The following is a 22,418-nucleotide window of genomic DNA, read 5'->3' as shown; positions in this document are numbered from 1 at the left end:
CGGCTCCTCCTCAGTGGTCCGGGTGCAGGACGACCTTGCCCAGCACGCGCCGCTCGTCGACGGCGGTGAGTGCGTCCGCGGCCCGCGCGAACGGGTAGGCGGCGGACACGGGTGGGGCCAGCGCGCCGGAGCGCAGGTGCGGCATCAGGTCCTCCCATTGCGCCCCGACGAACCCGGGCTCGGCGAACGCCGGCTTCGCCCAGCCGACGCCGCGGACGTCGGTGTTCGTGAGCAGCAGCCGGTTGACCTTCACGGTCGGGATCGCGCCCGCGGTGAACCCGACGACGAGCAGTCGCCCGCCGCGGTGGCGCAGGCAACGCAGCGAGTCGGTGAACCGGTCGCCGCCCACCGGGTCCACCACCACGTCGACGCCCCCGCCGCGGGTGAGCTCGTCGACCTCCACACGGAACGTCGCGGCGTCGACCACCTCGTGCGCGCCGACCTTCCGGGCGAGCGCCGCCTTCTCCGGTGTGGACGTCACGGCGACGACGCGGGCGCCGAGGGCGGCCCCGAGCTGGATCGTCGCGGTCCCGACGCCGCCCGCGGCGCCGTGCACGAGGACCGTCTCGCCCGGGCGGAGACCGCCCCGCTCGCCCAGCGCGAAGTGCGCGGTCAGGTAGTTGATCGGCAGGCACGCGCCCTCGTCGAACGTCACGGCCTCCGGCAGGGCGAGGACGAGGTGCTCGGGAACGGCGACGACGCCGGCGAACGCCCCGATCGGGGGCAGTGCGGCCACCCGGTCACCGGGCCGGTGCGGCGATCCCGTCGGAGCCGACCGCACCACGCCCGCGCACTCGCCACCGAGCGTGAACGGCGGGTCGTGGCGCTCCTGGTAGGCGCCGCGCGTGTGCAGGACGTCCGGGAAGACCACCCCCGCCGCGCGCACCTCGACCAGCACGTCGGCCGGGCCGGGCTCCGGCTCGGCGACCTCGTGGCACGCCACCCCCGTCGGCCCGTCGAACCCGATCACCCGCACCGCCCGCATGACCGCGAGACTGACACAATATTAACTAGTAAGTCAATATTGAGGGAGCCGTCCATGCACTCGGCAGGGGCGTGCGGAGGGGTGTTCGGCGTCGTTGTCCTGTTCGGACGCCGTCTCCCGGCGCCCGGACGACACGGTCGTGGTGGTCACGGTTAGCGTCGGTGGTGGCGCGGAACGCTCCGCGCCGTGACGGCCGAGGCACGGGGCGGAGACGGAGGTGGGATGCAGGGGCCGACCGAGCCACTGCCCTCGACTCCCCGGCGTCGTGGAGCCGGTCCGGAGTCGTCGACGCCGCCGCCGAGGACCCCCCGCCCGGACCACGGGACCGGGCCGATGCCGCCACCCCGGTCGGAGCCGCCGGTCCGCACCCGTTCGCGGGCCGCCCGTGTGGGGCGGGTCGCGCTGGCGCTCGTCTCGGTCGCCGTGCTGCTCGTGACCGGCTACGCGTGGACGGTCTACAGCGCGCTGAACGGCAATCTGTCCACGAGCGACGTGCTGGCCGGCCCGAAGTCCGCGGACGGCGCGACCGACATCCTGCTCGTCGGGCTGGACAGCCGCACGGACGCCCGCGGCAACCCGTTGCCGCGCAACGTGTTGGACGCGCTGAACGCCGGCGAGTCGGACGGCGAGTCGAACACCGACACGATGATCCTGCTGCGGGTGCCGGACGACCCGTCGCGTCCGACGACGGCCGTGTCCATCCCGCGGGACTCCTACGTGAACATCCCTGGACAGGGCAAGCACAAGATCAACTCCGCGTACGCCAGCGGCGCGGCCGCCGAGCGCGCCCGCCTGTCCGCACAGGGTGTGACCGGACCGGACCTGAACCGCGAGTCCGACGACGCGGGCCGCAGGCTGCTCGCCGAGACGATCGGGCAGCTCACCGGCGTGTCGATCGACCACTACGCGGAGATCAACCTGGCCGGGTTCGCGGCCATCACGACCGCCGTCGGTGGCGTCCCGGTGTGCCTGTCCGCCCCGGTCGACGACGCGTACTCGGGTGCGAGGTTCCCCGCCGGGCCGCAGACGCTCGAGGGCGCGCCCGCTCTGGCGTTCGTCCGGCAACGCCACGGCCTCCCGCGCGGCGACCTCGACCGCGTGGTGCGCCAGCAGGCGTTCCTGGCCGGGCTGAGCCACCAGGTGCTCTCGGCCGGGACGCTGGCGGACCCGGCCAAGCTGAGCGATCTGCTCGGCGCCGTCGGCCAGTTCGTCGTGGTCGACCCCGGCTGGGACCTGCTCGCGTTCGCCGGGCAGGTCAAGGGCATCAACGGCGGGCAGATCGAGTTCCGCACGATGCCGGTCGGGCGCTCCGATCTCTCCACCCCGTCCGACGGGGACGCCGTCCAGGTCGACCCCGCCCTCGTCCAGCGGTTCTTCCACGACCTGGCCACCGGACCCGCCCCGGCCGACCCGAGCGCGCCCGCGGCGCCGTCACCGTCGCAGCTGACCGTCGACGTCCAGAACGCGACGTCGCGCACCGGCCTCGGCGCTGCCGTGCAGGACCGCCTGGACAACGACGGCATGGTGCCGGGCACGCTCGGGAACACCGGGTCCCGCCGGTCCTCGGTCGTGACGGCGGCCACCGCAGCGGACGCCGACCGGGTCGCGCAGGCGCTCGGTGGCGTGGCGACGGAGGTGGACCCGTCGCTCCCGGCGGGCCGGGTGAGCGTCGTGCTCGGCCGCGACTACACGGGCCCGACCTCCTCCGACGGCTCCTCCGCGCCGTCGGACGCCGCGAAGCCGCCCGGCGACGACGCGCCGGACGCCGCCCCGGCCGACACCGGACCGCCGATCACGGCCGACGGGGTCCCCTGCGTGTCGTAGCCAGGAACCCGACGACGGCCGTCGACGTCGAAGCCGATGCGGGTGCCGTCGCGTTCCGGTCGGTCGCGGCGGCGATCATGCCGGAACGCGCTCCCGGGTGAGCAGGCCCAGCGCCAGCGCGGCGATCCCGGACGCGACGAGCATCGCGACGGCCATCACGAGCGGGCTGGAGCCGACCAGCGGCGAGACGGCCGCGCCCAGCCCGAACTGCAGCGCCCCCAGCAGCGCGGACCCGGTCCCGGCCAGGTCGCGGACCTGCGCGGTGGCCAGTCCCGCACCGTTGCCGAGCACGAAGCCGAGGCTCGCGGTGGAGAGGAACAGCAGGACGAGCACCGGCCAGACCGGGGCGCCGAGGAGCACCACCACGAGCAGCGCGGCGGACACGAAGACCAGCGCCCCGATCCCGGCTGCGAGCAGCCGCTCCGGAGCGACGCGGGAGACGAGCCGTCCGCTGGTGATGCTGCTCAGGACGAGCGCGGTCGCGTTCGCGCCGAACGCGATCGAGTACTGCCCGGTGGTGAGTCCGAGCGTGTCCTGCAGGACGAACGACGAGCCGGAGATGTAGGCGAACATCGCCGCGAACGAGAACGCGAACGCGAACGTGTAGCCGACGTAACGGCGCCGTCGCAGCGCCGTGAGCACGTGCCGTCCGGTCCGGCGCAGCCCACCCGGCGTGCGCTTCCCGGCCGGCAGCGTCTCCGGAACCACGAAGTACGCGCCCAGGACCATCAGCAGGGCGAGGCCCGCGACGGCCCCCAGCACGCCGCGCCAGCCGACGATCCCGGTCAGCGCGCCGCCGATCAGCGGGGCGACCACCGGGGCGATCCCGTTGATCGCCATCATCACCGAGAACAGGCGGACGGTCTGGTTCCCGGTGGTCCGGTCGCTGATCACGGCCCGGCTCAGCACGATCCCGGCCGCGCCGCCGAACCCCTGCAGGAACCGGGCCACGACGAGCACCGCGATCGTCGGAGCCAGGGCGGCGCCGACGCCGGCGAGCAGGCACAGCACGGTCCCGGCGAGCAGCAGCCGCCGCCGGCCCCACCCGTCGGAGAGTGGACCGATCACCAGCTGTCCGACGGCTAGCCCGACGAGGAACGCGGTGAGCGACAGCTGCACCGCCGACGCCGTCGTGCCGAGGTCGGCCGCCAGCTCCGGCAGCGCCGGGAGGTACATGTCGGTGGCGAGCGGGGCGACGGCGGTGAGCAGCGCGAGGACGCAGATCCAGAGCACGCCCGGTGTCCGGGTCTCAGGCTCGGCGCGGGAGTCGACGGCAGCCATGGACGATGAATCTAATCCGCTGCGCGCCGGGGGAGGTGTCAGCCGACCTCGTCGGCGTCCACGAACGCGGGCGCCGGAACCTCCCGCTCCACGACGGCCGGGTTCGGCGCCCGGTTGATCAGCAGCCGCATCACGTCCGGGCGCGAGTAGTGCCCGACCGGGTCGGCCGCCGACTTCGCGATCGCGATCATCGAGAAGTCCAGGTCGGCGACGACGAGCCCCTCCTCGGTCTCCGGCAGGTTCTCGCCGAGCGGGCTGCCCTCCGGCCCGTAGATCCGGGCGAAGCCGCCGCCCTGGAGCAGGAGCTGGCGCTTCACGTCGGTGTCGCAGAACAGGTCGTGCGCGGCCTGCCCGACCGTGGCGCACGGGGCGACGACGAACGTCTGCCCCTCCACCGCGTAGATGAGGCTGGCCGCGTTGTTGACCTCGGGGCCGAGCGCGGTCGCGGCGCCGCGGTAGACCGAGAAGCTCGGCCACGACCCGACGTGGATCTGCTCGTTCTGGCTGAACATCGCGTACTTGGTGAGCGGTTGCAGGTGCTCCCAGCAGTTCAGCGCACCCACGCGGCCCAGTGAGGTGTCGTGGACCTGCAGGTCGCTGCCGTCGCCCTCGCCGAACACGGAGCGCTCCACGTGGGTGGGCTTGAGCTTGCGCCGCACGCTGACGACGCGGCCGTCGTCGGAGATGAACGCCTGCGCCATGTAGAGGCTGCCGCCCGCGCGCTCGCTGAACCCGAGCACGACGTGCACCCGGTGCTCACCGGCCGCCCGCGCGATCCGCTGCATGTGCTCGCCGTCGCGGGTCATCGAGTTCTCCGCGTAGCCGGGCACGAACTGCATGCCCATGGCCGGGGAGTCCAGCCAGATCCACCACGGGTAGCCGGGCAGGAACGTCTCCGGGAACGCGACGAGCTGCACACCGCGCGCCGCCGCGTCCCCGATGATCTCGACGACCTGCGCCACGCCGGCGTCCAGGTCCATCCACCTCGGCTCGGCCTGCACGGCGGCCGCGCGCACCACGTGTCCCATGACCACTCCTCTGCTCTCGTGTTCGGGCGAGGGTGGCGGTGGTCACCGGATCACGGGTGACGGTCCGCGCCGGGCGGGGTGATAGTCCGTGCCTCGCCCGGTGTCGTCCCGAGCTCGCGGCGGAACGCCCGGTGCAGCTGCGCCGGTCCGGCGAACCCGCTGCGGGCCGCGACGACGGCCACCGGCAGGTCCGGACGGGTGCGCAGCAGCTGCGCGGCCCGGCGTACGCGCTCGGCGCGCAGCAGCTCGGTGAACGTCGTGCCGTCCTCGGACAGCGCGCGGAACACGGTCCGGCGCGACGTCCGGCAGGCCGCGGCGACGGTGTCGACGCTCGCGTCCGGCTGGTCGGCGGCCGCCGCGACCGCGTCCCGGACCCGGCGGGAGACGGCCGCCTGGTTCGGCCGGGCGCCGTCGGCGGCGATACCGAGCGCGAAGTCCAGCAGCCCGATCGCGTGCGGCGCCAGCGCCTGCATCTCCGCCCCGGAGCCCGCCCCGCGCGCGAGCCCGACGAAGAAGTCCGAGACGAGCCGGGCGGGACCGTCCCGTCCGAGCGGCACCGCGGTCCCGTCGGTCAGCAGGCGTGTGGTCAGCGCGCGCTTCGGGACCTGCACGACGAGCTGGCGGAACGGGCCGTCGAAGCCGAGCGTGTAGGGGCGGGTGCTGTCGTAGAACGCCATCGAGCCGGCGTCCAGCACGGCGTCCCGTCCGGACTGCTGGACGACCCCGCGGCCGTCGAGCTGGATGCTCGCCAGCACGAACTCCTCGTGGCTGCGCGCGATCAGCGACGTCGTGCGGTCCACCTGCTGCGGCCCGGCCGTCACCGTGGACAGCTGCACGGTGTCGAGGTCGGAGTGCGCGATGTGCCCGCTGAACGGCTCCGGCGAGCGCGGACGGGCGGAGAGCTGCACGAACGCGTCGCAGATCATGTCGCGCCAGTAGTCGAACGCGTCGGTCTCGTCGACCGAGCGCGTCGACCACTCGACGTGGGCGCTCATACCTCCGTGATTGAAGACCCGTCGGGGACGGTGTGTCCAGGTCCGGGCGCCTGCGGGGCCGGGTCCGCCGCCGTCCAGTCACCGAGCAGGCGCAGCGCCTGGGCCGACTCGGAGCCCGGTTCCGGGGAGTAGATGCTCAGCCGCTGGTCGGTGACGTCGGGGACGGTGAGCCGGTCGTAGTGCAACGTCAGGGCGCCGACGATCGGGTGCCGGAAGCGCTTGACCCCGCCGGTGCGACGGCGCACGTCGTGCGTGCTCCACCAGCGGCCGAAGTCGGGATCGGCGACGGTCAGCTCGCCCACGAGCTCGGTCAGCCGCGGGTCGTGCGGGTCCCGACCGGCGTCCAGGCGCAGCCCGTAGACGATGTCCTCGGCGACCGCGGCCCAGTCCGGGTAGAGCGTGCGCGCGGCCGGGTCGAGGAAGACGAACCGCGCGATGTTGCGGTCACGGAGCGGCAGCGCGTCGAAGTCGATGATCAGCGCGCGGGCCAGCCGGTTCGCGGCCAGCACGTCCATCCGGCGACCGAAGATCATCGCCGGGACGTGCTCGATCGTGTCCAGCACGCGCAGCAGGCCGGGGTGCGGCCGCTGCGGAGGGTTCCGACGGGCGCGGTGCGCGTCCGGGGTCACGCCGGCCAGGTCGAACAGGTGCGCGCGTTCGGCCTCGTCGAGCCGCAGCGCGCGGGCGATGCCGTCGAGCACGGACGCCGACGGGTTGGTCGCACGGCCGCGCTCGAGCCGGACGTAGTAGTCGACGCTGAGGCCGGCCAGCTCGGCGACCTCCTCGCGACGCAGGCCAGGCACCCGGCGCGTCCCCGGCTTCGCGGCGAGACCCGCCCGCTCCGGGGTGATGCGGGAACGGCGGGACGCGAGGAAGTCCCGGAACTCGGTGTTGCCTGCCATGACACCCAGCGTAGGTCGGTTCCGGGCCTGCGTCGGCCGCGAAGGGGGTACTGCCGGACCCCCGGTCGGACGGGGCGCCGGTCACGCCCGGAAACGGCCGGATCCGGTGGTGAGCTGGACACCGTCGAACGAGAGAGGAAGTTCCATGAAGGTCTGGTTCATCACCGGCGCGTCCAAGGGCTTCGGACGGGCGTGGGCCGTCGCCGCACTGGAGCGGGGTGATCGCGTCGCTGCGACGGCGCGCGACACAGGCACGCTCGACGACCTGCGCGCGCGGTTCGGCGACGCTGTCCTGCCGCTGCGGCTCGACGTCACCGACCGCGCGGCGGGCTTCGCCGCCGTCGCGCAGGCCGCCGACCACTTCGGACGGCTGGACGTGGTGGTCAACAACGCGGGCTACGGGCAGTTCGGCATGGTCGAGGAGGTCTCCGAGGACGAGGCGAGGGCGCAGCTCGAGACGAACGTGTTCGGTGCACTGTGGATCACGCAGGCGGTGTTGCCGATCCTGCGCGCGCAGGGGTCGGGGCACATCCTGCAGGTGTCGTCGATCGGTGGCGTCTCGGCGTTCCGCGACATCGGGATCTACAACGCCTCGAAGTGGGCGCTGGAGGGGTTCAGCCAGGCGCTGGCCCAGGAGGTCGAGACGTTCGGGGTGCGCGTCACGCTGATCGAGCCGGGCCCGTACTCGACGGACTGGTCGGGCCCGTCCGCGAAGCGCGCGACCCCGCTGCCCGCCTACGACGAGGTCCGCGAGATCGCGAACCGGTCCCGCGCCGAGCGGGTGTCGCGCGGGCCCGGCGACCCGACGGCCACCGCCTCCGCCGTGCTCGAGATCGTCGACTCGGAGAAGCCGCCGCTGCGGGCGTTCCTCGGGGACGGGCCGCTCGGCGTCGTGAGGGCCGACTACGAGTCCCGCCTCGCCGAGTGGGAGGCCTGGAACGACGTGGCCGTCCGGGCGCACGGCGGCCGGTAGGTCGGGCGGGTCCCGGAGTCGGGCGGACCGCGACGAACGGGTTCACCGTGCCGCAGCCGGCCGGCAGCTCGGGGCGGGACGGAGTCTGTCCACGCCCCGAGCGTGCCCCCGGATGCGGTCAGCCCCCGACCGCGTCCGGAACCCGGTCCATCCGGAACCCCTCGTACCCGGCGTCCGCGACCTCGCCGAGCTTCTCCCGGTACGCCGAGTGGCCGGCCATGTAGAACATGACGGCGTTCGTCTTGCCGGGAATGTTGGCGCCGAAGATCCACGAGTCGGCCTGCGGGAACAGCGTCATGTCCGCGATCTCGCGGCACGTCCGCGTCCAGCCGCTCTCGGCCTCCTGCGTCGGTTCGACGGTCCGGACACCGTCGCGCTCCGCGGTTCGCACCAGCTCGCCGATCCAGTCGACCTGCGCCTCGATGCTCGGCGGCAGGTTCGTGAACGGCCCGTTCGGTCCGAGGATCATGAACATGTTCGGGAACCCGGACTTGGAGACGCCCAGGTAGCTCGTCGGGCCGTCGGTCCAGTGGTCGTCGATGTGCCGGCCACCTCGCCCGCGCAGGTCCATCGAGCGGTAGTTGCCGTCGACGGCGTCGAACCCGGTCGCGAACACGAGCACGTCGAGCTCGTGGACCACGCCGTCCGCCGTGCGCACACCCTCCGGGACGATCTCGTCGATCGGGTTCTCCTTGATCGAGACCAGCTCGACGTTGTCCTGGTTGTAGGCCTCGTAGTAGCCCTCGTTGCACAGCGGGCGCTTGGCGTAGAGGTCGTGCGGGGTGAGCTTGCGGGCCGTCTCCGGGTCGTCGACGATCTCGGCGATCTTCGAGCGGATGAACGCGGCCGCCGCGGCGTTCGCGTCCGGGTCGGAGGCGATGTCGCAGAACGTGCCGAACATGAACCGGAAGCCGTTGCCCTTGTCCCAGTTCTCCTGGAACACGCGCTGCCGTTCCTGCTCGGACACCTCCATCGCGTGCACCGTGCTCTCCTCGAACCCGAACGCGACGATCGACCCGCGGACCTGCTGCCAGATGCCGTCGAAGTCCTGCTTCGTGCGGTCCACCTCGGACTGTTCGACGGGCCCGTTGCCGGAGGGCACGGAGTACTGCGGCGAGCGCTGGAACACGGTCAGGTGCGACGCCGTCCGCGCGGCGGCGACGATGAACTGGGTCCCGGTGGACCCGGTCCCGATCACGCCGACGCGCTTGCCGGTGATGTCCAGGTCGGCAGGCCAGGCGTTCGTGTGCACGAGGCGGCCGGCGAACGAGTCGCGGCCGGGGATGTCCGGCACGTTGCTCTTCGCCAGCAGCCCCAGCGCGTTGACCAGGTAGCGGCAGGTGCGGGTCGTGCCGTCGCTCGTCGTGACCGTCCACAGTGCTGTGTCGTCGTCGAACGCGGCGCCGGTGACCTCAGTGCCGAGCGCGATGTCGCGGCGCAGGTCGTGCCGGTCGACGACGTGGTTGAGGTACTTCTCGACGTCCGGCTGGTCGAGATAGCGCGTCGACCAGTCCCACTCCTGCAGCAGGTCCTTGTCGAACGAGTAGCGGTAGACGAAGCCCTCGGTGTCGGACTTGGCGCCGGGGTAGCGGTTGAAGTACCAGGTGCCGCCGACGCCGTCGCCCTTCTCGAAACCCTGCACGGTCAGTCCGAGCTCGTTGCGCAGCTTGTGCAGCATGTAGATGCCGCCGAACCCGGCTCCGACGACGACCGCGTCCACGTCCGCGGCGCTCATCGCGCGTACCAGGCCGCGATGGCGGCGATCTCGTCGTCGGCGACCTTCGCCGTGCCGGCCATGAACGGGAACACGTGCTGCATGTCGTCGACGACCGAGAGCGTCACGTCGACGCCCGCCGCGCGGGCCCTGTCGACGAGGCGGGTCGCGTCGGAGAGCAGGGACTCCGCGCCGCCCGCGTTCACGTACAGGCGCGGGAGGCCGGTGAGGTCGGCGTGCAGCGGGTTCGCCAGCGGCGTCGTCGGGTCGATCTTCCCCTCTGCCAGCACGCCGGCGATCATGCCCTCCAGCAGCGGTGGGGTGACCAGCGCGTCGGTCGCGGCGTTGGTCACCAGCGTCTCGCCGGTGTTCTCCATGTCCAGCCACGGCGAGAACGCGATGATCCGGCCGGGCAGCGGCAGGCCCTGTTCCCGTAGCGACAGCGCGACCGCGACGGCGAGGTTGCCGCCCGCCGAGTCACCGATCGTCGTGATCGACTCCGGCGCGATGCCGTGCTCGGTCAGTCCGGTGAACGCGGCGACCCCGTCCTCGACCTGCGCCGGGTGCGGGTTCTCCGGTGCGCGCCGGTAGTCGAGCACGAACGCCGTGACGCCGAGCGCCTTGGCCACGTGCCCGGCCAGCTTGCGGTGGCTGGACGCCGAGCCGACGGCGAAGCCGCCGCCGTGCAGGTAGAGCAGGACCTTCGACGTGTCGGCCCCGACCGGCAGCGTCCAGATCCCTGGCACGCCGCCGACCGTGTCCTCGCGGTAGGTGACGTCCTCCGGTTCGCGGGTGGGCTGGTGCCACTCGTCGAAGATGCTGCGGAACAGGCGCGTCGTGAGATCGGGTGTGGTGCTGATGATCTCGGTCCAGTCCGCGTAGAGCGCGCGCAGCGCGTCGTTGCTCATCGGGTTCTCCCTTGTTCCGATGTGACGTGGCTCCTACCGTGGCGACTGGATCGGCCGCGCAGGTGTTCCGTTGTGGAACACCGGAACGGACCACGGGGCAACGATGCGTCGAGACGAGTTCCGGTACCGCCCGGCGCTGACGCGCGCCGAGAGCGAGTGGACCCGGCGCAGCCGTGAGGCTCTCCTGGACGGCGGCCTGCTGACCGCGCCGCCCGGCAGCACCGGCGTGCCGCGTGAGATCGAGACGAGCTGGCGGCGGTGTGTGGGGGAGGCGGTGCCGGTCGCACCGGACCGCCTCGACTACCGCGAGCCGGGCGACGCACGACCGGCCCTGCGCCGCGCCGCGGAGCCCGTGTTCGCGCGCCTGGCCGACAGCTTCGCCGACGTGCCGGTGGCGATGGTCCTCTCCGACGCGACCGGGCGGATCGTCATGCGTCACACCGACGTCCGGAGCCAGCGCGACACGATGGACCGGGCGAACGCGGCCGAGGGCTTCGACTACTCCGAGCAGTCGGTCGGGACGAACGGGCTGGGCACGGTCCTCGTCGAGAGGCGGCCGGTGCTCGTCCGCGGCCCGGAGCACTACAACGTCCGGCTGGAGGACCTCACCTGTGCCGGGACCCCGGTCGTCGAGCCGTACACCGGGCAGATGGTCGGCTCGTTCTCGCTGGCCTGCTCGATGCGTGACGTCCACCCGTTGATGACGGTCATGACGGCGGACATCGGCCGCCAGATCGAGGCCCGGATGCTGGAGGAGGCGGGCGACCGGCGCCGCCGTCTCGTCCGCGCCTACCTGAACGTCGACCGCACGACGGCGGGCGCACTCGTCGTCGACGAGGAGACGGTGCTGGCGAACCGGCTCGGGCTGGCGCACACCGGGCCGGAGCTGCACCCGCTGCTGTGGCGGTTCCTGGCCGAGCACGGGCCCGCCGTCGTGCCGCGGCGGATGGAGGTCCCGCTCGCCGACGGGATGCACGACGCCCTGGTCGAGCCGATCCACGAGGGCGGGCGGACGGCCTTCAGCATCCGGCTGGCGCCGAAGCGCCCGGACGTCCCGGCGCCGCGCGCCGTGGCTCCCGGCCGGATCACGTCCCGCCTGCACCACGACCCGGACGTCGACCGCAGGCTCGCCGACGTCGTCCGCTTCGGCGAGGTCGTCGCCGTCACCGGCGCGAGCGGGACCGGCAAGCTGCACACCGCGCTGGCGGTGCTACGCGCTCGCGGCGCCGACGACCCGCTCGTCGTCGAACCGCACCGGGATCCCGGCTGGTTCCCCGCGGCCCGCACGGCCGCCGCCGCCGGTCGTGGCGTCGTGGTGCGGCGGGTGCACCGCGCGCCGTCGCCGACGGCCGCCGAGCTGCAGGCCCTGTCCTCGGCCCCGCTGGCGCTCACGGCCGACATCGACGGGGCGGACGACGCGGTCATCGGCACGGTGCGTCAGGTCGCCACGACGGTCCGCCTTCCGACGCTGGCCCAGAGTCGCGAGCACCTCCCGGCCGTGGTCCGGTCCGTGCTCGGTGACGTGCCGCCGCCCCGGTTCCCGGCCGAGGTGTGGGACCGCCTGATGGACTGGCACTGGCCGGGCAACGTCGCCGAGCTGCGTACCACCGTCGTCGCGCTCGCCCGGCGGGCGGACGGCGGGATCGTCGACGTCGACGACCTCCCGGACGAGCTCCGCACGCCGCGCCGCACGATGGGGCGGATGGAGTCGGCCGAGCGCGACGCCGTCGTCGAGGCGCTCCGCGAGTCGGGCGGCAACCGCAGCCGGGCGGCGCGGTCGTTGGGGATCGGGCGGAACACGCTGTACCGCAAGATGCGCGAGTTCGGCATAGCGTGAGGCGATGCTGCGGCTCGGCTTCCCCGTTCTCGGCGTCACCGACATCGAGCGCGCGGCGGCGTTCTGGTCCGTCGCGCTGCACCTGACCGTCTCCGGCGAGTGGGCGAGCGACGGCTGGCGCACGCTCACCGGACCGGACGGCGAGCGCGTGCTCGGCCTCATGGTCAGCGCCTCGCCGCCGGAGCCGCGGCCGCGGGTCCACGTCGACCTGCTCGTCGACACGACCGACGAGCAGGACACCGAGGTCCGGAGGCTGGTCGATCTCGGCGCGACGCGTCTGGAGTGGGCCTACCCGGCCGAGCCGGACTTCGTGGTGCTCGCCGACCCGGACGGGAACGTGTTCTGCGTCGTCGACCTCAGCCGGGCGCCGTCGTCGGGGTGAGCCGTCAGTCGCCCGCCTCCAGCCGGGTCAGGCCCGGGTGATCCTCGAACGTGCCGAACGCCTCGAAGTGCGAGCGCGGGACCTGCACGAACAGCGCCGTCGCCGTGAACCGGACCGTGCCGTCGTCGGCGCTGCCCTCGGCTCTCATGTGCAGCTTGCGGCCGTCGCGCTCGACGAGGCGGCCGCGGATCCGGTGCGCCGCGCCGAGCGGGACCGGCGAGAAGTACTCGACCTGCAGCGTCTTCGTGACCGCGGGCGTGCGGGCGAGGTAGAGGACGAAGCCGAACAGGTCGTCGCACGCGGCCGCGACCGCCCCACCGTGCGCCAGCCCCGGCGCACCGGCCTGACGCTCGTCGAACACGATGTCGGTGACGACGTCATCGCCGTCGCGCCGGACCGCCATCCGCAGCCCGGCCGGGTTGTCCGGGCCGCACCCCATGCACCCCGAGCTGTGCGGGGCGAACACGGTCTCGTCACCAGGTGGCATCGGTGCCCTTGAGCTGGCGCCAGTAGCGGCGGTGCGCGTGCCGGGCGTCGTCGGTGGTGAACCAGCCGGGCAGCTCCTGGTCGAGCGGGTCGGCCAGGTCCGCGATGTCGCGCAGCGCGGACGCCTGTGCCGCGCGCTTGGTGAACGCGTACTGCTCGAGCGTATCCGCCGGGATCGAGTCGGCGATCGCGATCGCCCGGGCCAGCACGTCGTCGCCGGGGACGAGCTCGTCGACCATCCCGAGCTCGCGCGCCCGGTCCTGGTCGATCATCTCGCCGTACAGCGACATCTGGGCCGCCACGCGCTCGCCCCACGCGTAGCGCAGCATCCGCACGTACACCGCGGGCATCGGGATGCCGATCGGGACCTCGTTCAGCGCGAACCGGGCGCCGGTCTCGACACAGACGCGCCGGTCGCAGACGGCGGCTGTGATCAGACCACCGGCGAACGCGTGCCCGTTGACGGCGGCGACCGTCGGTCGCGGGTAGGTGAACAGGCGCATGTTCGTGGCGCGGTACTCGGCGAACCAGTCCCGCACGCCCTCGATCGGGCCGGCGAACAGCGGGAAGTGCTCGGCGAGGTCGAGCCCCGCCGAGAAGCGCTGGCCCTGGCCGGTGAGCACGACCGGGGAGTCCGGGTGCTCGGCCTCGAGACGGTCGAACGCGTCGTGCAGGTCGGCGAAGAACTGCCGGTTCTGCGCGTTGACCGCGTTCGTGGTCATGGTGACGACGGCGATGCGGTCGTGCCGTTCGATCGTCCAGCTCACCGAAGCATTCTCCCGTCCGTCCGCTGCGGGCCAGTCGCGGGGCCACGGCTGGGTGAGCGACAGGGGATCGACATCCGAGTGGTCCGCCGACGCGGGGGTGCGGACGACCTGCCATTCGGTCTCGCCGAGCCGGAGCGTGTCACCGTCGTCGAGCGGGCGGTACGCGTAGGGCGCGATCGCCTGGTCGAGGTACTCGGCCAGGCAGCAGCCGGAGTTGCGCCGGCCGACCGCTTCGGCGTCCGGGCCGCGACACTCGCCTAGCCCGCCCGGTACCTCGACCACCCGCCGGACCACCGGGTCGACGTCGGCCAGCACGATCTCGACCCGGACGATCTTCGTCTGCTCCGTCACCTGAGACCTGGCCACGCGCCGATGCTCCCACCGGTTCACAGGTTGGGTCGCGGGAGTCGGTAGAGGTGGGTGTGTCCGGTCGGGGTGGTGGTCAGCACGCCCTCGTCGACGCGTTCGACGGTCCAGTCGGGGAGTTCGCGGAGCAGGTTGTGGAACTGGCACGCCCCGCGGCCGTGGTCGAAGTCGGTGGGGCCGCCGTCGGCGGCTCGGATGATGTGGTCGATCTCGCGGGCGGGCGCGTCGCAGTAGGCCTCGGTGCACCGCCACCGGTCCCGGGCCCGGACGAGTTCGGCGAGGAACCCGGAGAAGTGCCGGCGCCGGGAGTCGCCGCCGATCACGATCCCGGCCGCGGTGAGCAGCCGTCGCCACACCTTTCTGCCGGTGGTGGTGGTGATCAGGTCGGCGGGGACGGGTCCGCATCCGGGGATCTCCGCCGGCAAGGGGCTGTCGGGGTCGATGAGGGCTTCGATCGGGACGACGATCTGCACGTCGACGTTGACGTCGTTCGCGGTGGCCTGTCCGGTGAGGCGTTCGACCAGGGTGTCGGCCATGACCTGACCACGCGAGCGGGTCAGTGGTGCGGGGTCGATGGAGACCTTGGTGAACGCTTTGTGCAGGGCGGCCAGGCAGGCTGCGCCCTGCTCGGCGGACAGGTGCGCGGTCAGATCGGTCATCCCGTCGGCCGCGGGGCGCAGGGTGACGCGGCGTCCGGTGCGGGCGGCGGCGCAGCGGGCCCGGAACTTCCCAGGCGCGACCTGAGCAGCGAGTCGTCTGGTGAGGTCGCGCAGTTTCCCGACGCCGCGCCCGTCGCGCCCGGTGACGCCTTGGGTGTGCAAGAGCCGGTCCACTTCGGAGCGTTCGGCGGGATCGAGATGCGACACCTCGGAGGCGATTGCGCGGATCTTCTGCGCGGAGAGTTCCCCGGCGTGGGACAGCGCACGGACGTGGTCGAGGCCGTCGTGCAGGTCCCGGGCGACGCGCACCCGGGTGCGCCCCTCGGTGGGTGACACGCGGCAGGCGAGTCCGACCTGGGCGGCGATCGTCCGCTGGATCTTCTCGGGTTCGGTGAGGCCGCCGCGTTCGAGCTGGTGGGCGGCCTCGGCGCGGGCGAACGTCCGGATCCATGCGGCCTGAGCCGCCTGGGCGGTGGCGATCGCGGCCTCGAGCTCCGCGATCCCATCGATCAGCTCGGCCCGCTCCACTCCGTCGGGGGTGATGCCGGCCAGGTTCTCGATCGAGGCTCGTATCAGCCGCGGAGCGCACGCCACGAGATCGCGCGGGGCGCGTCCCGGCTCGATGGCCGGGTGCTCGGCGGCGGTGGTCATGCTTCCATCGTACTAGAACATACGTTCGAGAACCAGGGAATCGGCAGATCACATGCCTTGCCGGGTGGGCCCGCGGGGTCAGCCGCATCGACGTCCCCGAGATCGAGTGCCAGCCGTGCACTGGCGAACGTGAGTAGTGTGGTCGCTACCGGTTCGGGTCCAGCGTCAACGACGTCAGCGGGTCGGTCATCCAGTCGTCGAACTCCTCGGCGGTGAGGAACAGCGGGACGCCGTATACACGGCGGCCGAGGTCGGTCAACACGAGCAGTCCCTGATCGGGGCCGTCGCGCAGGGTGGTCAGCAGTACGTCGTCGACCGCGGGAACGGCCGTCCGGGCGATGCACACGTCGTAGGCGTCGCCGAGGACGCGCTCGGCCTCCCCGAGCACGGCGGCGGTGTCGATCGCGGCGCGGGTCTCGGCCTCGAGGAGGGTGATCCGTTCCTCGTCGGCGCCCTCGCCGATCGCGGCGCTGAGGGCGTACTGCAGCCCCTGCACGATGAGCGTCGCGGCGACCTGTCCGACGAACCCGCCGACCAGCGCGCCGAGGACCGGGACCGGGAGCACGGTCTGGCCGATGGCCCCGCCCGCCCACGCGAGCCCGGCCTGGAACGTCGACTCGCCGCTGCGCGCAGCGAACTCTGCCGCATCGACCTCGCCCCGCGCCAGCGCGATCCCGGCTTCGGCCACCCCGAACACCGCGGACGCCACGGCGCAGGGGAGGCCACCACCTGTGACCGCCTTCGGAACTCCTCCGGCAGTCATGGCGACCTTAGCGGCCGTGCCGAGACTGGCGAGCGTGCCCGACCGGGCCGCTCCCCGGGCGGCGGCACCAGCCGCCGTCGCGGCCGCCGCCGCGGCGCTCGTCTCGCCCGCCCGGACCTTCGCGACCTGCGCGACCGTCTCGACGGCGCCGGACAGTGCCCCGCCGAGTGCAGCGCCGCCCAACGCGGCGCTCCCGATCTGGCGTGCCGCGGCACCGCTGGCGAGGCGGTTGCCCCAGCCCTTCGCATCCTTGGCGGCGTCGATCATCTCGCCTGACGACACCGGGGAGCTGCGCACGTCGCCGTGGGTCACCGTGTCGGTCAGATGGGCGGCCGTGTCGGTGTAGTCAGCCTGGTAGATCCCGTCGGCGTCCCGGCCGAGTGCCTTGTCGAGCACGCTGTCGACGTCCGCCAGCTTGTCCTCGGCGACCAGACGCTGCATCCCCGCGTACTTGGGCTGCGCGAGAGCGCGGGCTGTCTCCGTCGCCCGGCCGTAGAGCTTGGCCTGGATCTCGGCCTCGATGCGGTCCCCGTCGACGAGCCGGATGTCCGCGGCGGCGGCGTGCTCACCGACGCACGCGGTCCGCACCGCTCGGATGGACGCGCCCTTGCCGATCGCGTCGATGTTGAACGAATGCTTGTGCCACAGCTCTAAGAGATGCCCGGCGCGCTGCTGGTCGAGCACGTTCCACTTCGCGATGCAGGCGGCAGCCGTTCGCGTTCGGAACGCCTCCTCGGTCTGCTCGGCGAGCTTGCGGGTCGCAGTGTCGACGACACCGGACAGCACCGCATCACCCGGGCACCACCGTCGGCGATCGGAGTCGGTCGTCATGCCGCCCACTTCTCGTCGAGGTCGGCAAGCAGCACCCGTGCGTCCCGGACGACGTCGGCGGACCGGTCCGTGACCACACGGTCCTCGTCCGCATGCGGGGTCGACATGACGGTCACCGTCGTCGTCGCGAGCCGGACGAGCGTCGCGACGGAGGCCTTCTCGCCGGGCGAGGAGGTGTCGTAGTCGGCGTTCCGATCGACGAGTCCGACGAACGGCTCCAGCCGGGTCCGGATGCGCTCCCCCAGGTCGCCGAGGACCGTGCGCATCTCCCGCATGCGCTCGATCATCCCGGCCCAGCACAGCTCGTCGTGGGCGAGCTCGGCGTCGATCTCGGTCAGCGTCGTGGCCGTCGCCTTCTGCCTACGCAGCGTGCGCCGCCCCTCCCAGACGAGGTAGCCACCGCCGGCGAGCAGGATCGGCAGACCGACGACACCGGTCAGCACGAGCGTCCCCGCGGCGACACCGCCACCACCGGCGGCGAGCGAACCGCCGCCGAGCCACGCGAGTGTCGCGTTCGTCGCGGCCGCCCCGGACAGCGAGGCGATCGGGGTGCCGGTCGACGCCGCCGCGAACGCGCCGACGCCGGTGAACGCCGCTGTCCCGGCACCCGCGCCGACGGTCACGCCACCTGCCGTCGCGGCGATGCCGCCGACGGCCTTCGGGCGCACAGTCGGCAGCTCGACGTCCGGCAGCTCGGCGGAGTCGGGCGCGACGATCGCGGCGAGCTCGGCCAGTTCGATGTTCTTCAGGCGCGCGAACGTGTCCCGGAACGGGACGAGCGCCGTGTCGTAGACCTCGCGGCGACACTGTTCCTGCGCCGCGTGCTCGTCCTCGACACGCTCCGACAATGCGGCGTGCCGTTCCCGGATCTGCTCGTGCTGCGCCCGGTTCGACCTGCTCAGCCGCACCGCATCCACGAAGGAGATGCCCACCGACCCACGTCCTGTTCTGCTCGTCCCGCCGATCGACCCTCTATCGGTAGGCCGAACGGCGGTGTTGCAGATCAGGCGGGCGCATCCACAGAACGGACGAAACGGAGCGTCACACCCCCCAGAGCCGCTCGGACGCGATGCGCGCACCCTCGGCCAGGGCGTCGAACTGTTCCTGCGGCCGCACCTCAGGTGACGGGGAGCCAGCGACGGGCGGCGTCAGCGCAGTCCTCCGGAGTGGCGTTGAACGCGATCGCGGCCTGCGGAGCGTGCTCCCGGACGCGGTTGATCAGCAGCTCGAAGTACTCGAGCAGGCCCTCGCCGTTGCGCACCCCGCCGCCGATCACCACGACCGCCCACGGCTCGGACTCCAGCAACGACACGATCGTCTCGATCGCGTCGTCGTCGCCGGGATGCACGAGCGCGGTGCGGTGCGAGATCCCGTACTCCTCGAAGCGCCGGTCGCCGCGCTCCAGCGCGTCCAGGATCGGCGTCGGGTCCCACCGGTCGGCGTAGCGGCGGGGATCGACGCCGATGACGAGCACCCGTGGTCCGGTCATGACGCGATCCTGCCCCAGGCGGTGATCATCGGGGAGGTCGCGAGGTCGGGGAGGCGCCCGGCGGCGACGTTCGCCAGGTGGTCGTCGACCTCGGCGTCGGTCGCGATGCCGCCTCCGACGAGCCGACCGCGGATCTGTTCGACGGTCGCCACCTCCAGCGTCGTGCACGCGTCGCCGGTGATCGGGAAGAACCCCTCGGAGCCGACGTCGACGAGGCCGTGGTCCCGGAGCCGCCGTGGCAGCGTGCGGCCGTAGGCCAGGTCGGCGGCCCGCCCGGACATCAGCTCCCGGAACCCGCGCCGCAGCCGGTTCGCCAGCTCCTGCTCCGGCCCGTACTCGTCGGGACACAGCAGCGGCTGCAGCCCGGGGTCGGCCTCCTCGACGACGAGCCACCCGCCCGGACGCAGCGAGGACACCATCGTGGCCAGTGCCGCGTCGCGCTCGGGGACGTGGGTGAGCACGAGACGGGCGTGCACCAGATCGAGATCCACGACGGGGGCCGGCGAGGTCCCGACGTCGTGCTCCAGTACCTGCAGCGGACCCGACGACGAGCCCAGCCAGGACGTGTCGATGTCCGTGGCCAGGACGAAGCCGGAGGAGCCGACCCGGGCGACCAGCCCGTCCGGCACGCCCCGACCGCCCGCGCCGACCTCCCAGCACCGCCATCCCGCACCCACGCCGAGCGCGTCGAGACGCCGGAACGTCGGCGGGTCGAACAGCTCGGCCAGCGCCCGGAACCGGATGCCGGCCTGCGTCTGCTGGTTGTCGAGCAGGTAGGCCACGAGCCGATGGTGCTACTTCCAGCGCGAGTACGCCCGCGACGCCGCGGCCGCGGCCATACGCACCGCCAGCCCGAACCGCTCGGAACGGACGATGTCCGCGGGCCCGGTCACCGACATCGCCGCCGCCACGTCCCCGAGCGGCCCGAACACGGGTGCACCGATGCAGTTCATCCCGACGTTGCCCTCCTCCAGCTCGACGGCGTACCCGCGGTCGGCGACGAGGACCAGCTCGCGGCGCACGGCGTCCGGCGAGGTGAGCGTCCGGGCCGTGCGCGCCGGCATCGGCGCGGCCAGCGTCGCGTCCACGACGGCGGCGTCCGAGTACGCCAGGATCGAGCGCCCGAGGCTGGAGCAGTACGCCGGGACCGTGCCGCCCACCTGGGACAGCATCGGCATCCGCCGGTGCCCGGCGATCTTCTCCACGATCAGGACGTCGGGGCCGTCGAGCACGCCGAGCTGCACCGTGCTGCGGGTCGCCTCGTGCAGGTCCTGCATGAACGGCAGGACCGCCTCGCGCAGCCGGTGGCGCAGCGGCACCAGGCCGGACAGCTTGAGCATGCTCGTCCCGACCCGGTAGCGGTCGTCCGGCTTCTCCAGCCAGCCGAGCGCCACCATCCGGGTCGCGAGCCGGTGCGTCGTGGACCGGGCGAGCCCGGTGCGGCGCACGAGCCCGGCCAGCGAGAGCTCGCGGTGCTCGTCGTCGAACGCGGCGAGGATGGCGCTGGCCCGCTCCAGCGAGCCGGCGCCGTCGGACTCCGGGACGGCGGTGAGCAAGCGGGCCTCATGGCTCATCCTCGTGCCGTCCGCTCCGCCATGCGGGTCGCGACGTGCGCGTAGGCACGCGGGTCGATCGGGTTCAGCCACTGCTTGAAGCGCGCGCCGCGACCGATGTCGAGGTCCAGGTCGTCGAGCACCTCGTCCACGTTGTGCAGCGAGAACGGGATGATCTTCGTGTTGTGGCAGTGGTGGCCGCTGACCGCGTCGTCCATGAACGCGAGCTGCTCGGCGATGCGGGCGCGCATGACGTCAGCATCGGGCAGCGCGAGGTGCCCGTCGAGCTGCGCGGCGATCCAGATCGCGGCCATCTCGGCGTTCAACGGGCTGAAGAACGACGAGTTGTACCCGGCGAACGACAGATGCCCCACGTCGACGGGGTGGATCTGGCGGTAGAGCAGGAAGTTGCCGCGCTCGTCGCGGATCCGGGCCTGGGTGAGGTCGTCCAGGAACGGCACGCCCTGCGTGTAGCCGGTCGCGGCGACCAGCAGGTCGGCGCGCACCACGGACCCGTCGTCCAGCTCGGCGTGCGGGTGCCCGTCCTTCTCCAGCAGCCGCGCGACGGTCCGCTCCCGCCGGACGGTGATGTCGCCGGCCGCGACCCGGTCGTAGAAGCCGTCGGTGGACAGCCCGATCGCGCCGCGCACGATGTCCCGGAACGCGCCGGGCGGGACGAGGTCCAGATCGGCGAGCGTGAACTGGCGGGCCGACACGGGGCCGAGCGAGTCGAGGATCCGTCCGGGTACGGCGCGCGCCGGACCGTGCAGGAACTTCTCGAACCCGCGCAGCCGCGCGTAGCGGAACAGCGACTCGCCGAGGCGGGTGAGCAGCAGGTGTTTGAAGTTCAGCACGCCCGCGACGTGCCGCGGCACCTTCCACACGAGCGTCCGGGCGATCACCGACGTGCTCTCGGCCGTCTCCGAGGCAGCCACCGCCACGTCGCAGGCCGTCTTGCCGTACCCGATCACCACGACGTGCTTGCCGCGCGCGTCCTCGACGTCGTGGAAGTCGCCCGCGGCGAGGAAGCGCCCACCGGCCGCGGCGAACTCGTCACGCCCGGGCAGGGCCGGCATGTTCGGCTCGCAGAACACCCCGTTCGCGACGACGAGGTGGTCGACCGTCTCGACGGACTCCTCGCCGGAGTCCACGGACCGCAGGGCGAGACGCCACCCGTCGCCGTCCTGCTCCGCGGAACGCACCTCGGTACCCAGCCGCAGCAGCGGCTCCAGTCCGAAATGCCGGACGTAGGACTCCAGGTACGCCTGCACCTGCTCGCCGGACGGCCACTCCGGGTAGTCGGCGGGCATCGGGAAGTCCGAGAACGCGTACGTGTCCCGCACGCTCTGCGTGGACAGCCCCGGGTACCGACGGGTGCGGCTCCAGACGCCCCCGACGTCCGGTGTGCGGTCGAGGACGACAACCTCGTGCCCGAGCCCGGAGAGGATCTTCGCTGTGCACAGGCCGGCGACCCCGGCCCCGACGATGCCGACGCGCACGGCGCTCAGCCCCCGCTCGGGGCGGGCGGCGGACCGAGCAGCTCGATCCCGAAGTCGGCCATGATCGTCTTGATGGTGGGGATGTCCGGCGGGCCGGGCGGCAGCGCCGAGAGCGCCTCGTAGTACCGCTCCAGACCTGCGGGGGAGACGACCGAGATGACCCGCGCCTCCTCGTCGTACGGGTTGCCGAACGTGTGCTTCACGTCCCGCGGGAGGTAGATGTAGTCGCCGTGGGAGATGGTGAAGTTCTCGCCGCCGAGCATCACGTCGAGCTTTCCGGACAGGCAGATGAACGACTCGTCCTCGCGGTGGTGGATGTGCGGGGGCGGGCCGCTGCGGCCGGCCGGGATCGCGTACTCGAACAGCGAGTACGCGTCGCGCGTGGAGTCCCCGTCGGTCTTCGTGGTGATGCCCAGACCGAGGGCCCCGATCGACTTCCCCTCGCGTGAGGGGAGCATGTAACCGCCACCGAGCGTCACTGTGCGCCTCCTTCGGGTGTGGTGTGTCGCGGACCACTGTTCGGCA

At 72.7% G+C, this 22,418-nt stretch carries 21 protein-coding genes; 4 read left to right on the top strand and 17 right to left on the bottom strand.

All coding sequences use genetic code 11. The features are described from left to right. Window positions 1-10 precede the first annotated feature (10 nt). The gene (locus tag EV378_RS16945; protein WP_132426448.1) at window positions 11-985 is read right to left on the bottom strand and encodes an NADPH:quinone oxidoreductase family protein; all 975 of its coding nucleotides are present in this window, start codon (window positions 983-985) and stop codon (window positions 11-13) included. A 333-nt stretch (window positions 986-1,318) separates the two neighbouring features. On the opposite strand from EV378_RS16945, the gene EV378_RS16940 reads away from it, so the two are divergent. Then, window positions 1,319-2,809 carry an LCP family protein gene (locus EV378_RS16940; RefSeq protein WP_132426445.1) on the top strand — a complete coding sequence of 497 codons (1,491 nt, stop codon included), beginning with the start codon at window positions 1,319-1,321 and terminating at the stop codon, window positions 2,807-2,809. Window positions 2,810-2,884: 75 nt separating this feature from the next. Here the strand turns inward: EV378_RS16940 and EV378_RS16935 are convergent, their stop codons facing one another. From EV378_RS16935 to EV378_RS16920, 4 genes are read right to left on the bottom strand one after another with little or no spacing between them, the layout of a single operon-like run. Continuing rightward, on the bottom strand, window positions 2,885-4,090 hold the full coding sequence (locus tag EV378_RS16935) for a multidrug effflux MFS transporter (protein WP_132426442.1): 1,206 nt from the start codon (window positions 4,088-4,090) through the stop codon (window positions 2,885-2,887). Window positions 4,091-4,128: 38 nt separating this feature from the next. Continuing rightward, window positions 4,129-5,118 carry a carbon-nitrogen hydrolase family protein gene (locus EV378_RS16930; RefSeq protein WP_132426439.1) on the bottom strand — a complete coding sequence of 330 codons (990 nt, stop codon included), beginning with the start codon at window positions 5,116-5,118 and terminating at the stop codon, window positions 4,129-4,131. A gap of 50 nt (window positions 5,119-5,168) precedes the next feature. Continuing rightward, the gene (locus EV378_RS16925) at window positions 5,169-6,113 is read right to left on the bottom strand and encodes an AraC family transcriptional regulator (protein WP_132426436.1); all 945 of its coding nucleotides are present in this window, start codon (window positions 6,111-6,113) and stop codon (window positions 5,169-5,171) included. Further along, window positions 6,110-7,015, bottom strand: a complete 906-nt coding sequence (locus tag EV378_RS16920) for a helix-turn-helix domain-containing protein (RefSeq protein WP_132426433.1) — start codon at window positions 7,013-7,015, stop codon at window positions 6,110-6,112. The genes EV378_RS16925 and EV378_RS16920 overlap by 4 nt, the downstream gene beginning before the upstream one ends. 145 nt (window positions 7,016-7,160) lie before the next feature. Between EV378_RS16920 and EV378_RS16915 the strand changes: the two genes are divergently transcribed. Then, window positions 7,161-7,988: an SDR family oxidoreductase gene (locus tag EV378_RS16915; protein WP_132426430.1), complete on the top strand. Its 828-nt coding sequence runs from the start codon at window positions 7,161-7,163 to the stop codon at window positions 7,986-7,988. A gap of 118 nt (window positions 7,989-8,106) precedes the next feature. Here the strand turns inward: EV378_RS16915 and EV378_RS16910 are convergent, their stop codons facing one another. Then, window positions 8,107-9,723 (bottom strand): flavin-containing monooxygenase, encoded by a 1,617-nt coding sequence (locus EV378_RS16910; protein ID WP_132426427.1) that lies wholly within the window; start codon window positions 9,721-9,723, stop codon window positions 8,107-8,109. Continuing rightward, window positions 9,720-10,610, bottom strand: coding sequence for an alpha/beta hydrolase (locus EV378_RS16905; RefSeq protein WP_132426424.1), 891 nt, complete (start codon window positions 10,608-10,610; stop codon window positions 9,720-9,722). The genes EV378_RS16910 and EV378_RS16905 overlap by 4 nt, the downstream gene beginning before the upstream one ends. 103 nt (window positions 10,611-10,713) lie before the next feature. On the opposite strand from EV378_RS16905, the gene EV378_RS16900 reads away from it, so the two are divergent. Both EV378_RS16900 and EV378_RS16895 read left to right on the top strand, forming a co-directional pair. Then, window positions 10,714-12,447 (top strand): sigma-54-dependent Fis family transcriptional regulator, encoded by a 1,734-nt coding sequence (locus tag EV378_RS16900; RefSeq protein ID WP_132426421.1) that lies wholly within the window; start codon window positions 10,714-10,716, stop codon window positions 12,445-12,447. Window positions 12,448-12,451: 4 nt separating this feature from the next. Further along, entirely contained in the window at window positions 12,452-12,829 is a 378-nt protein-coding gene (locus EV378_RS16895) for a VOC family protein (protein WP_132426418.1), read from the top strand. A gap of 4 nt (window positions 12,830-12,833) precedes the next feature. On the opposite strand, the gene EV378_RS16890 is transcribed toward EV378_RS16895, so the two are convergent. The 10 genes from EV378_RS16890 to EV378_RS16845 form a co-directional block, all read right to left on the bottom strand. Continuing rightward, window positions 12,834-13,316 carry a PaaI family thioesterase gene (locus tag EV378_RS16890; RefSeq protein ID WP_243653508.1) on the bottom strand — a complete coding sequence of 161 codons (483 nt, stop codon included), beginning with the start codon at window positions 13,314-13,316 and terminating at the stop codon, window positions 12,834-12,836. Beyond that, on the bottom strand, window positions 13,303-14,448 hold the full coding sequence (locus EV378_RS16885) for an enoyl-CoA hydratase/isomerase family protein (RefSeq protein ID WP_132426415.1): 1,146 nt from the start codon (window positions 14,446-14,448) through the stop codon (window positions 13,303-13,305). Before EV378_RS16885 ends, EV378_RS16890 begins: the two co-directional genes overlap by 14 nt. Window positions 14,449-14,468: 20 nt before the next feature. Beyond that, window positions 14,469-15,758 (bottom strand): HNH endonuclease, encoded by a 1,290-nt coding sequence (locus EV378_RS16880; protein WP_132426412.1) that lies wholly within the window; start codon window positions 15,756-15,758, stop codon window positions 14,469-14,471. 145 nt (window positions 15,759-15,903) lie between these two features. Continuing rightward, window positions 15,904-17,352 (bottom strand): hypothetical protein, encoded by a 1,449-nt coding sequence (locus EV378_RS16875; RefSeq protein ID WP_132426409.1) that lies wholly within the window; start codon window positions 17,350-17,352, stop codon window positions 15,904-15,906. Further along, complete coding sequence (locus EV378_RS16870) at window positions 17,349-18,284, bottom strand: hypothetical protein (RefSeq protein WP_132426406.1); 936 nt, start codon at window positions 18,282-18,284, stop codon at window positions 17,349-17,351. The genes EV378_RS16875 and EV378_RS16870 overlap by 4 nt, the downstream gene beginning before the upstream one ends. Window positions 18,285-18,469: 185 nt before the next feature. Further along, a complete protein-coding gene (locus EV378_RS16865; RefSeq protein WP_132426403.1) occupies window positions 18,470-18,841 on the bottom strand; it encodes a hypothetical protein in 372 nt (123 codons plus the stop codon). After that, on the bottom strand, window positions 18,838-19,623 hold the full coding sequence (locus tag EV378_RS16860) for a methyltransferase domain-containing protein (protein WP_132426400.1): 786 nt from the start codon (window positions 19,621-19,623) through the stop codon (window positions 18,838-18,840). Before EV378_RS16860 ends, EV378_RS16865 begins: the two co-directional genes overlap by 4 nt. Before the next feature lie 12 nt (window positions 19,624-19,635). Next, entirely contained in the window at window positions 19,636-20,415 is a 780-nt protein-coding gene (locus tag EV378_RS16855; RefSeq protein ID WP_132426397.1) for an IclR family transcriptional regulator, read from the bottom strand. Further along, entirely contained in the window at window positions 20,412-21,893 is a 1,482-nt protein-coding gene (locus EV378_RS16850; protein WP_132426394.1) for a flavin-containing monooxygenase, read from the bottom strand. Before EV378_RS16850 ends, EV378_RS16855 begins: the two co-directional genes overlap by 4 nt. A gap of 5 nt (window positions 21,894-21,898) precedes the next feature. After that, window positions 21,899-22,351 (bottom strand): cupin domain-containing protein, encoded by a 453-nt coding sequence (locus EV378_RS16845; RefSeq protein ID WP_132426391.1) that lies wholly within the window; start codon window positions 22,349-22,351, stop codon window positions 21,899-21,901. Window positions 22,352-22,418 lie beyond the last annotated feature (67 nt).

This window comes from Pseudonocardia endophytica (assembly GCF_004339565.1).
GTDB lineage: Bacteria > Actinomycetota > Actinomycetes > Mycobacteriales > Pseudonocardiaceae > Pseudonocardia > Pseudonocardia endophytica.
Note: the sequence above shows the minus strand (reverse complement) of the source record. Positions and strands in the feature narration are given on the sequence as shown.